Source organism: Streptomyces sp. NPDC094143, from assembly GCF_040303825.1.
Classification (GTDB): domain Bacteria; phylum Actinomycetota; class Actinomycetes; order Streptomycetales; family Streptomycetaceae; genus Streptomyces.
The window spans coordinates 1-11,187 of record NZ_JBEOTZ010000059.1 but is presented as its reverse complement, the minus strand read 5'-3'; the positions used below and the strand labels follow the sequence as shown (position 1 = coordinate 11,187).

The following is an 11,187-nucleotide window of genomic DNA, read 5'->3' as shown; positions in this document are numbered from 1 at the left end:
CTCGCCCCTCGTCGTGCGTTCCCGCGCCTACTGCCCGGCCGGGGACCCTCCCTCGCGCTGCCGCGGCTCCAGGTCGAACTCCCCGTCCCGCGCTCCCAGCACGAAGGCCCGCCACTCCGCCTCCGTGTACCGCAGCACCGTGTCCGGATCGAGGGAGGACCGCATCGCGACGGCCCCCTCGGGCAGGTACGCGATCTCGACCCGCTCCTCGTGCTCCTCGGTGCCCGGCGCGCAGTGCCACTCCACACCGGAGATGTCGAGGGCGTAGAGCTCGTCCCGCTCCCGCTCCTTGCGTGCCTTGATCTCCTCAGCCGTCTCCGCCATGCCGCAGCGACCCCTTCCCGACGTACGAACGATCCCGAGCCCGCCCACCCTAGTGGCCCCCACCGCTCCGGCCGGGAGCTTCGGGGACCAGGGCAAAAAGGCCCCCGACCACCTGGTACTCTGGTCGACGGCCGTTTGTGTACGCACCCCCGGAACCAGCCGTTCTGGAGGCCGCGCCCAGCGGATCCCCGCCTTCCGAGTCACGGAAGCTCCCCCGAGAAGCAGACCGGGGGCACTCGGTGGCCATCGCAGACCAATGAGGAGTACGCGTGTCGCTCGACGCCGCTACGAAGAAGCAGATCATGTCCGAGTTCGGTACCAAGGAGGGCGACACCGGCTCCCCCGAGGTCCAGGTCGCTCTGCTGTCCCGTCGGATCTCCGACCTGACCGAGCACCTCAAGACCCACAAGCACGACCACCACTCCCGTCGTGGCCTGCTGATCCTGGTGGGTCAGCGCCGCCGTCTTCTCCAGTACCTGGCGAAGAAGGACATCCAGCGCTTCCGTGCGCTGGTCGACCGCCTCGGCATCCGCCGCGGTGCGGCGGGCGCCAAGTAAGACGCCGTGAAGGGAGCGGTTCCCGGCAGAATCGGGGCCGCTCCCTTTGCTGTACGCGCGCAACTGTACGTGCGGAGTGTCACCACCCCTTTGTAGTGTGGTAGCACAACGCACGACACAGCACGACACAGCACGACGCACGACCAGCACGACAAGAGGAGACGGAGAGGCGCACCAAGCCGCCGCCGGTCCTCGGTAGTGGCCCCCGGGGAAAGAAAGCCCCGGGTGCTTCGATCGAAGACCGGCCCGCACAGCACGGCGCGCATCTCCGGAATGTCCCCCTGCCACACGGGCAGACGAGGGACGAAAGACGACAAGCAAACGGAGAGATCGCTAGTGGAGAACGAGACCCACTACGCCGAGGCCGTCATCGACAACGGCACCTTCGGCACCCGCACCATCCGCTTCGAGACGGGCCGCCTGGCCAAGCAGGCCGCCGGATCCGCCGTGGCGTACCTGGACGACGACACCATGGTGCTGTCGGCCACCACCGCTTCCAAGAACCCCAAGGACCAGCTCGACTTCTTCCCGCTCACGGTGGACGTCGAGGAGCGGATGTACGCCGCCGGCAAGATCCCCGGCAGCTTCTTCCGCCGTGAGGGCCGTCCCTCCGAGGACGCCATCCTCACCTGCCGCCTGATCGACCGCCCGCTGCGCCCGTCCTTCAAGAAGGGCCTGCGCAACGAGATCCAGGTCGTCGCCACGATCATGGCGCTCAACCCCGACCACCTGTACGACGTCGTGGCGATCAACGCCGCCTCCGCGTCCACGCAGCTGGCCGGCCTGCCCTTCTCCGGCCCGATCGGCGGCGTCCGAGTCGCGCTGATCAACGGCCAGTGGGTGGCCTTCCCGACGCACACCGAGCTCGAGGACGCCGTCTTCGACATGGTCGTCGCGGGCCGCACCCTGGAGGACGGCGACGTCGCGATCATGATGGTCGAGGCCGAGGCCACCGAGAAGACCATCCAGCTGGTCAAGGGCGGCGCCGAGGCCCCGACCGAGGAGGTCGTCGCCGCCGGTCTGGAAGCCGCGAAGCCCTTCATCAAGGTGCTCTGCAAGGCCCAGGCCGACCTCGCGTCGAAGGCCGCCAAGCCGACCGCCGAGTTCCCGATCTTCCTCGACTACCAGGACGACGTTCTGGAGGCGCTGACGGCCGCCGTCAAGCCCGAGCTCGCCCAGGCGCTCACCATCGCCGGCAAGCAGGAGCGCGAGGCCGAGCTGGACCGCGTCAAGCAGCTCGCCGCCGAGAAGCTCCTGCCGGAGTTCGAGGGCCGCGAGAAGGAGATCTCCGCCGCGTACCGCTCGCTCACCAAGCAGCTGGTCCGCGAGCGCGTGATCAAGGAGAAGAAGCGCATCGACGGGCGCGGACTCACCGACATCCGCACCCTGGCCGCCGAGGTCGAGGCCATCCCGCGCGTCCACGGCTCGGCCGTGTTCGAGCGTGGCGAGACCCAGATCCTGGGTGTCACCACGCTGAACATGCTCCGCATGGAGCAGCAGCTGGACACGCTGTCGCCGGTGACGCGCAAGCGCTACATGCACAACTACAACTTCCCGCCGTACTCCACCGGCGAGACCGGCCGCGTCGGTTCCCCGAAGCGTCGCGAGATCGGCCACGGCGCCCTCGCCGAGCGCGCCCTGATCCCGGTCCTGCCGACGCGCGAGGAGTTCCCCTACGCGATCCGCCAGGTCTCCGAGGCGCTCAGCTCGAACGGCTCGACGTCCATGGGCTCGGTCTGCGCCTCCACCATGTCGCTGCTGAACGCCGGTGTGCCCCTGAAGGCCCCGGTCGCCGGTATCGCCATGGGCCTGATCTCCCAGGAGATCGAGGGCGAGACGCACTACGTCACCCTCACCGACATCCTCGGTGCGGAGGACGCCTTCGGCGACATGGACTTCAAGGTCGCCGGCACCAAGGAGTTCGTCACCGCCCTCCAGCTCGACACCAAGCTGGACGGCATCCCCGCCTCCGTCCTGGGCGCGGCCCTGAAGCAGGCCCGTGACGCCCGCCTCCACATCCTCGACGTGATGATGGAAGCGATCGACACCCCGGACGAGATGTCCCCGAACGCCCCGCGGATCATCACCGTCAAGATCCCCGTGGACAAGATCGGCGAGGTCATCGGCCCCAAGGGCAAGATGATCAACCAGATCCAGGAGGACACGGGCGCCGAGATCACGATCGAGGACGACGGCACGATCTACATCGGTGCCGCCGACGGCCCCGCCGCCGAGGCCGCCCGGGCCACGATCAACGGCATCGCCAACCCGACGATGCCCGAGGTCGGCGAGCGCTACCTGGGCACGGTCGTGAAGACGACCACCTTCGGCGCGTTCGTCTCGCTGCTCCCCGGCAAGGACGGTCTGCTGCACATCTCGCAGATCCGCAAGCTGGCCGGCGGCAAGCGCGTGGAGAACGTCGAGGACGTCCTCGGCGTGGGTGCCAAGGTCCAGGTCGAGATCGCCGAGATCGACTCCCGCGGCAAGCTCTCCCTGATCCCCGTGATCGAGGGCGAGGACGGTTCGGACGAGCAGAAGGACGACGCCGACCAGTGACGTCCCGTGGCTCGAAGGCGACGGCCCGCACCTCCTCGGAGGCGCGGGCCGTCGCCCGTACCCAAACCCTCATCAAGGGCGAGAACGGCATCGGCACGGTCCGCAAGACCACCCTCCCGGGCGGCCTGCGCATCGTCACCGAGACCCTGCCCTCGGTCCGCTCCGCGACCTTCGGCATCTGGGCGCACGTCGGCTCCCGCGACGAGACCCCGGCGCTGAACGGCGCCACCCACTACCTGGAGCACCTGCTCTTCAAGGGCACGAACCGCAGGTCCGCCCTGGACATCTCCTCCGCCATCGACGCGGTCGGCGGCGAGATGAACGCGTTCACGGCGAAGGAGTACACGTGCTACTACGCACGCGTGCTCGACAGCGACCTGCCGCTCGCCATCGACGTCGTCTGCGACATGCTGACCGGCTCGCTCATCCTCGAAGAGGACGTCGACGTCGAGCGCGGCGCCATCCTCGAAGAGATCGCCATGACCGAGGACGACCCGGGCGACTGCGTGCACGACCTGTTCGCGCACACGATGTTCGGCGACAACCCCCTCGGCCGCCCGGTCCTCGGCACGGTCGACACGGTCAACGCCCTCACCGCCGACCGCATCCGCCGCTTCTACAAGAAGCACTACGACCCGACCCACCTGGTCGTCGCCTGCGCCGGCAACATCGACCACGCCAAGGTCGTCCGTCAGGTCCGCGCCGCCTTCGAGAAGGCCGACGCCTTCAAGGACCTCACCGCCGAGCCCGTCGCCCCGCGCGGCGGCACCCGCGCCCTGCGCACGGCCGGCCGCGTCGAGCTGGTCGACCGCAGGACCGAGCAGGCCCACGTCGTGCTCGGCATGCCGGGCCTGTCCCGCACCGACGAACGCCGCTGGGCCCTCGGGGTGCTGAACACCGCCCTCGGCGGCGGCATGTCCTCCCGCCTCTTCCAGGAGGTCCGGGAGAAGCGCGGCCTGGCCTACAGCGTGTACTCGTACACCTCCGGCTTCGCCGACTGCGGCCTCTTCGGCGTCTACGCCGGCTGCCGGCCCTCCCAGGTGCACGACGTGCTGAAGATCTGCCGCGACGAACTCGACCACGTCGCCGAGCACGGCCTCACCGACGACGAGCTCGCACGGGCCATCGGCCAGCTCCAGGGCTCCACGGTCCTCGGCCTGGAGGACACCGGCGCGCTGATGAACCGTATCGGCAAGAGCGAGCTGTGCTGGGGCGAGCAGATGTCCGTCGACGACATGCTGTCCCGGATAGCGTCGGTCACCCCGGACGACGTCCGGGCGGTCGCCGGGGAGATCCTGGGACGCAAGCCCTCCCTGTCGGTCATCGGCCCGCTGAAGGACAAACAGGCGGCCCGCCTGCACGACGCCGTCGCCTGACCAACCCCTGGTGAAAGAAGCACAAGAGATGAGCAAGCTGCGCGTGGCGGTCCTCGGCGCCAAGGGCCGGATCGGCTCCGAAGCCGTACGGGCCGTCGAGGCCGCCGAGGACATGGAGCTGGTCGCCGCCCTCGGCCGGGGCGACAAGCTGGAGACGCTGACCGAAGCCGGCGCCCAGGTCGCGGTCGAGCTGACCACGCCGGACTCGGTCATGGCCAACCTCGACTTCCTCGTCGGCCACGGCATCCACGCGGTCGTCGGCACGACCGGCTGGACCGAGGAGCGTCTCGCGCAGCTGAACGGCTGGCTGGCGAAGTCCCCGGAGACGGGCGTGCTCATCGCGCCGAACTTCTCCATCGGGGCCGTCCTCACCATGAAGTTCGCGCAGATGGCGGCCCCCTACTTCGAGTCCGTCGAGGTCGTCGAGCTGCACCACCCGAACAAGGTGGACGCCCCCTCCGGCACCGCCACGCGCACCGCTCAGCTCATCGCCGAGGCCCGCCGTGCCGCCGGCACCGCCCCGGCCCCCGACGCCACGGCCACCGCGCTCGACGGTGCCCGCGGCGCCGACGTCGACGGCGTCCCGGTCCACGCGGTCCGGCTGCGCGGACTCCTCGCCCACCAGGAGGTCCTGCTCGGCGGCGAGGGCGAGACCCTCACCGTCCGGCACGACTCGCTCCACCACAGCAGCTTCATGCCGGGCATCCTGCTCGGCGCCCGCCGCGTGGTGAGCACCCCGGGCCTGACCTTCGGCCTGGAACACTTCCTGGACCTGAACTGAGCCCCTGACCGTCATGCGCGCGAAGCTCACCTACGCCCTCACGGCCGCCGTCCTGGTCGTCTACTTCGTCCTGGTCGGCAGCCGGGGCGTCCTGCTCATCGAGACCGGCACGCCCCTCACCGTCACCTTCGGCGTGGCGGTGCTGATCCTGCCCGCCATCGGCCTGTGGTTCCTGTGGAAGAACACCCAGTTCGTCCGCAGGGCCAACGCCCTCGCCGCCGAGCTCGACGCCGAGGGCGGTCTGCCCGTCGACGAGTTGAAGCGCACCCCCAGCGGGCGCATCGACCGGGACTCGGCCGACGAGGTCTTCGCCCGGCGCAAGGCCGAGACGGAGGCTGCCCCCGACGACTGGCGCACCTGGTTCCGCCTCGCCGTGGCCTACCACGACGCCCGCGACACCCCGCGCGCCCGCAAGGCGATGCAGCGCGCCATCGCCCTGCACGACGGCAGACAGCCCGAGACGGCCTGAACGCCGGCCTCCGCATGCCGATGGGGCCGGACCGTTTCCACGGTCCGGCCCCATCGGCGTACCAGGAGAAGGTCAGTGCGGGCGGTACTCGTCCGCCCAGGCCTCCACCGAGTCGGCCGCCCGGTCGAAGGCCACCGTACGGCCCAAAAAGTCCAGGTTGTGCGTGGACATCAGCGGTGGCACGCCGTGCGCCGCCCGCCCCTGCCGCTCCAGCAGCAGCGCCTGGCCCTGCACGGTCCGGGGCAACCCCAGCCAGCGCACCGGCTGCTGTGCCGTGCGCACCGAGACGACTCGCTCCCAGGGCGCCGTACGGGTCGTGAAGAAGGCCACCTGGCGCAGGCCGCGCGCGCTCACCCAGACGCCCACCCGCAGCAGCCGCAGCGCCCCGGCGATGACGAGCAGCGCGAGGCCGAAGACCAGCCCGGCCGAGGCCGGTTCGGCCGTCGCCGCGATGACGACGGCCGCGAACAGCACGAACGAGGCGAGCAGCAGCGCGAGCGCCGCGGCCGCCACCCGCCAGGGCCCGGGCCGGTACGGCCGCCGCCACCGGTCACGGTCGTCGTAAGGGAGCGGAACGTCGTCCGCCGCCTCGAAAACGCGGTCGGCCGTCAGGAAGGGCAGGGGCACGGCGGGTCCTCACTCGATCCATGCGCGGGCTGTGCCCGGTGAGGCTACCGATCTGTGTCCCCGGTCACCACTGGCGGGGGGCCGGATGGAGTCACCGCCCGTCGGGGGCGGTTCAGCGCCTCTCGGACGCCTGGGACTGCTGAGGCTGGCCGGCCGAGTGGTCGGGCGACAGCGCGGGCGTCCCGATGACCAGGGACCCCACGAGTCCCGCCACGATGGTGAGCCCCATGAGCCATCGGCCGGCCATCTGGCCGACGGACAGCCGCTCACGCGGTGGGGGAGTGACATTGCTGCGGAACCTGTCGGCCTCTGCGACGAAGGCGAACGGTACGGGTTCACGCCGACCTGACATCAGGGGTGCGTCTCCCTTCGAGGGTGGAACGGATCACTGTCATCTGTAGTGACGAACGAACTCCCTCGCAGGTGCCCTGTTTCACCAACTTCATCGCGACACGTCACTGAACGTAGAGTGGCGTCGCCAAGAGACGCGATGGGAAGGCCCTGCGAACCGTGACCGAGACCCCCGACGACGACTTCAAGATCGACTTGCGCAGCGATGTCACCGTTGAGCTGGTGAAACACAGCGCGGCCGACGCCGACGTGCTGTTCGCCGCCCGGGTTTCGACCTTGGGGGAGCAGTCCCTGGACGAGCTGAAGAAGGACCCCGAGCGCTCCAAGGGCCTGATCAACTACCTGATGCGGGACCGGCACGGCAGCCCCTTCGAGCACAACTCGATGACCTTCCTGATCAGCGCCCCGATCTTCGTCTTCCGTGAGTTCATGCGGCACCGGGTCGGCTGGTCGTACAACGAGGAGAGCGGCCGCTACCGTGAGCTCCAGCCGGTCTTCTACGTGCCGGACACCTCCCGGAAGCTGATCCAGCAGGGCCGTCCGGGCAAGTACGAGTTCGTCGAGGGCACCCCCGAGCAGCACCGGCTGGTCGGCGAGGCCATGGAGGCCTCCTACCGCCAGGCCTACGAGAGGTACCAGCAGATGCTCGCCGCCGGCGTCGCCCGCGAGGTCGCCCGCGCGGTCCTCCCGGTCGGCCTCTACTCCTCGATGTACGCCACCTGCAACGCCCGCTCGCTGATGCACTTCCTCGGCCTGCGCACTCAGCACGAGCTGGCGAAGGTGCCGTCCTTCCCGCAGCGCGAGATCGAGATGGTCGGCGAGAAGATGGAGGCCGAGTGGGCCCGGCTCATGCCGCTCACGTACGCCGCCTTCAACGCCAACGGACGCGTGGCGCCGTAGCGCCGCCCGCTTCCCCGGTCAGGCACAGATGTACGGTTCAGCCGTGCGAAGTGTCCGTATTGCGGCATTTCGCGAAGTTCATCTAGCCTGATCAAACGGGTCCGGCACTGCTTGAACCCCCGAGCAGGCAGTGCCGGGCTCCACCTTTGTCACGACCTGTCGCCTGCCCCTAGGGCAGACCCGCTCCTGAGCAACGAGTAGCGTGTAACCCATGGCTCCGACCTCGACTCCGCAGACCCCCTTCGGGCGGGTCCTCACCGCCATGGTCACGCCCTTCACGGCGGACGGCGCACTCGACCTCGACGGCGCGCAGCGGCTCGCCGCCCACCTGGTGGACGCAGGCAACGACGGCCTGATCATCAACGGCACCACCGGCGAGTCCCCGACCACCAGCGACGCGGAGAAAGCGGATCTCGTACGGGCCGTCCTGGAAGCCGTCGGCGACCGCGCCCACGTCGTGGCCGGAGTCGGCACCAACGACACCCACCACAGCATCGAACTCGCCCGCGCGGCGGAGCGCGCCGGCGCCCATGGCCTGCTCGTCGTGACGCCGTACTACAACAAGCCCCCGCAGGAGGGCCTCTACCGGCACTTCACGGCCGTCGCCGACGCCACCGGCCTGCCGGTCATGCTCTACGACATCCCCGGCCGCAGCGGCGTCCCGATCAACACCGAGACGCTCGTCCGCCTCGCCGAGCACCCGCGGATCGTCGCCAACAAGGACGCCAAGGGCGACCTCGGCCGCGCCAGCTGGGCCATCGCCCGCTCCGGCCTCGCCTGGTACTCCGGCGACGACATGCTGAACCTCCCCCTGCTCTCCGTCGGCGCGGTCGGCTTCGTCTCCGTCGTCGGCCACGTGGTCACCCCCGAACTGCGCGCCCTGGTCGAGGCGTACACCTCCGGCGACGTGCAGAAGGCCACGGAGATCCACCAGAAGCTGCTCCCCGTCTACACGGGCATGTTCCGCACCCAGGGCGTGATGACCACCAAGGCGGCGCTCGCCCTCAAGGGTCTGCCCTCCGGGCCCCTGCGCGCCCCCATGGTCGAGTGCGCGCCCGAGGAGATCGAGCAACTCAAGATCGATCTTGCCGCCGGTGGGGTACAGCTCTGACATCAGACTTCGCGCGGCTCCCCGCGTATGTGCTTCACAACTGAATAGGCGGGCCACCGGTGCCCGCACCACCCTTCAACGACAACTGCTATTGCACGAACGTCACGCGCGCCACGTGCCCGACCGGTACGTGGCGCGCGTGGTGAGGAGAGTCTTTTGAGTCATCCGCATCCCGAACTCAGCGCGCCCCCGCCGCTCCCCGAAGGCGGCCTGCGGGTCACCCCACTCGGCGGTCTCGGCGAGATCGGCCGCAACATGACGGTCTTCGAGTACGGCGGCCGTCTGCTGATCGTCGACTGCGGAGTGCTCTTCCCCGAGGAGGAGCAGCCCGGAATCGACCTGATCCTGCCGGACTTCTCGTCCATCAGGGACCGCCTCGACGACATCGAGGGCATCGTCCTCACGCACGGTCACGAGGACCACATCGGCGGCGTCCCCTATCTCCTGCGCGAGAAGCCGGACATCCCGCTGATCGGCTCCAAGCTGACCCTCGCCCTCATCGAGGCCAAGCTCCAGGAGCACCGCATCCGCCCCTACACCCTTGAGGTGGCGGAGGGGCACCGCGAGCGCATCGGCCCCTTCGACTGCGAGTTCGTCGCTGTCAACCACTCCATCCCGGACGCCCTGGCCGTGGCCATCCGCACCCCCGCGGGCATGGTGGTCCACACCGGCGACTTCAAGATGGACCAGCTCCCGCTGGACAGCCGCCTCACCGACCTCCACGCCTTCGCACGCCTGAGCGAGGAGGGCATCGACCTCCTCCTGTCGGACTCGACGAACGCCGAGGTTCCGGGGTTCGTCCCGCCCGAGCGGGAGATCTCCAACGTCCTGCGGCAGGTCTTCGCCGGCGCCCGCAAGCGCATCATCGTCGCGAGCTTCGCCAGCCATGTGCACCGCATCCAGCAGATCCTGGACGCGGCTCACGAGTACGGCCGCCGGGTCGCCTTCGTCGGCCGGTCCATGGTCCGCAACATGGGCATCGCCCGGGACCTCGGCTACCTGAAGGTCCCGCCGGGGCTGGTGGTGGACGTCAAGACGCTCGACGACCTCCCGGACAGCGAGGTGGTCCTGGTCTGCACGGGCTCCCAGGGCGAACCGATGGCGGCCCTGTCCCGCATGGCCAATCGCGACCACCAGATCCGCATCGTCCAGGGCGACACGGTGATCCTGGCGTCGTCCCTCATCCCCGGCAACGAGAACGCGGTCTACCGCGTGATCAACGGCCTGACCCGCTGGGGCGCCAACGTGATCCACAAGGGCAACGCCAAGGTCCACGTCTCCGGCCACGCATCGGCCGGCGAGCTGCTGTACTTCTACAACATCTGCCGCCCGAGGAACCTGATGCCGGTGCACGGCGAATGGCGCCACCTGCGCGCCAACGCCGAGCTGGGTGCCCTGACCGGCGTCCCGCACGACCGCATCGTCATCGCCGAGGACGGCGTCGCCGTCGACCTCGTCGAAGGCAAGGCCAAGATCTCCGGCAAGGTCCAGGCGGGCTACGTCTACGTCGACGGCCTCTCGGTCGGTGACGTCGGCGAGCCGGCCCTGAAGGACCGGAAAATCCTGGGCGACGAGGGCATCATCTCGGTGTTCGTGGTCATCGACTCGTCCACCGGGAAGATCACCGGCGGCCCGCACGTCCAGGCCCGCGGCTCCGGCATCGAGGACTCCGCCTTCGGCGATGTGATCCCCCGGATCACCGAGGTACTCGAACGTTCCGCGCAGGACGGCGTGGTCGAACCCCACCAGCTGCAGCAGCTCATCCGCCGCACGCTCGGCAAGTGGGTCTCGGACACCTACCGGCGCCGGCCGATGATCCTGCCCGTGGTGGTGGAGGTCTGACGGCCCGTCGGGTCTGAGCCAGTGCCAACTGGCAGCGGGGCGCCTCGATTTGCATCGGGGCGCCCCGCTCCAGTAGGTTTACAACTCCTCCCGACGGGGCACCCGGGCCAACTCAGGCACCGGGACAGTCCGGCCGGGCGGGAAATCCGACTCAGAAACCTCTGATAGAGTCGGAACCGCCGGAAAGGGAAACGCGGGAGCGGAAACCTGGAAAGCACCGAGGAAATCGGGTCGAGAAAAGATCTGATAGAGTCGGAAACGCAAGACCGAAGGGAAGCGCCCGGAGGAAAGCC

The 11,187-nt window shown here is 69.4% G+C and carries 11 protein-coding genes; 8 read left to right on the top strand and 3 right to left on the bottom strand.

The window, feature by feature from the left end; all coding sequences use genetic code 11:
• Nucleotides 1–27 precede the first annotated feature (27 nt).
• Nucleotides 28–324, bottom strand: coding sequence for a DUF397 domain-containing protein (locus ABTZ58_RS37190; RefSeq protein WP_351367017.1), 297 nt, complete (start codon nt 322–324; stop codon nt 28–30).
• A gap of 269 nt (nt 325–593) precedes the next feature.
• Here ABTZ58_RS37190 and rpsO point away from each other — a divergent pair, with 269 nt between their 5' ends.
• From rpsO to ABTZ58_RS37165, 5 genes are all read left to right on the top strand, one after another.
• Nucleotides 594–881 (top strand): 30S ribosomal protein S15, encoded by a 288-nt coding sequence (rpsO, locus tag ABTZ58_RS37185; protein WP_010042739.1) that lies wholly within the window; start codon nt 594–596, stop codon nt 879–881.
• Between the two features lie 336 nt (nt 882–1,217).
• A complete protein-coding gene (locus tag ABTZ58_RS37180; protein ID WP_351367013.1) occupies nt 1,218–3,437 on the top strand; it encodes a polyribonucleotide nucleotidyltransferase in 2,220 nt (739 codons plus the stop codon).
• Nucleotides 3,434–4,813 carry a M16 family metallopeptidase gene (locus ABTZ58_RS37175; protein ID WP_351367010.1) on the top strand — a complete coding sequence of 460 codons (1,380 nt, stop codon included), beginning with the start codon at nt 3,434–3,436 and terminating at the stop codon, nt 4,811–4,813. Before ABTZ58_RS37180 ends, ABTZ58_RS37175 begins: the two co-directional genes overlap by 4 nt.
• Before the next feature lie 28 nt (nt 4,814–4,841).
• Nucleotides 4,842–5,594: a 4-hydroxy-tetrahydrodipicolinate reductase gene (gene dapB / locus ABTZ58_RS37170; RefSeq protein WP_351367007.1), complete on the top strand. Its 753-nt coding sequence runs from the start codon at nt 4,842–4,844 to the stop codon at nt 5,592–5,594.
• Nucleotides 5,595–5,607: 13 nt separating this feature from the next.
• A complete protein-coding gene (locus tag ABTZ58_RS37165) occupies nt 5,608–6,063 on the top strand; it encodes a tetratricopeptide repeat protein (RefSeq protein ID WP_351367004.1) in 456 nt (151 codons plus the stop codon).
• 72 nt (nt 6,064–6,135) lie between these two features.
• Here the strand turns inward: ABTZ58_RS37165 and ABTZ58_RS37160 are convergent, their stop codons facing one another.
• Nucleotides 6,136–6,690, bottom strand: coding sequence for an SCO5741 family PH domain-containing membrane protein (locus ABTZ58_RS37160; protein WP_351367001.1), 555 nt, complete (start codon nt 6,688–6,690; stop codon nt 6,136–6,138).
• A 112-nt stretch (nt 6,691–6,802) separates the two neighbouring features.
• On the bottom strand, nt 6,803–7,042 hold the full coding sequence (locus ABTZ58_RS37155) for a hypothetical protein (protein ID WP_309094380.1): 240 nt from the start codon (nt 7,040–7,042) through the stop codon (nt 6,803–6,805).
• 158 nt (nt 7,043–7,200) lie between these two features.
• On the opposite strand from ABTZ58_RS37155, the gene thyX reads away from it, so the two are divergent.
• From thyX to ABTZ58_RS37140, 3 genes are all read left to right on the top strand, one after another.
• On the top strand, nt 7,201–7,941 hold the full coding sequence (thyX, locus tag ABTZ58_RS37150) for an FAD-dependent thymidylate synthase (RefSeq protein ID WP_351366998.1): 741 nt from the start codon (nt 7,201–7,203) through the stop codon (nt 7,939–7,941).
• 211 nt (nt 7,942–8,152) lie between these two features.
• Nucleotides 8,153–9,052 (top strand): 4-hydroxy-tetrahydrodipicolinate synthase, encoded by a 900-nt coding sequence (gene dapA, locus ABTZ58_RS37145; RefSeq protein ID WP_351366995.1) that lies wholly within the window; start codon nt 8,153–8,155, stop codon nt 9,050–9,052.
• Nucleotides 9,053–9,208: 156 nt separating this feature from the next.
• Nucleotides 9,209–10,894 carry a ribonuclease J gene (locus ABTZ58_RS37140; protein WP_351366992.1) on the top strand — a complete coding sequence of 562 codons (1,686 nt, stop codon included), beginning with the start codon at nt 9,209–9,211 and terminating at the stop codon, nt 10,892–10,894.
• The last annotated feature ends 293 nt before the right edge of the window (nt 10,895–11,187 follow it).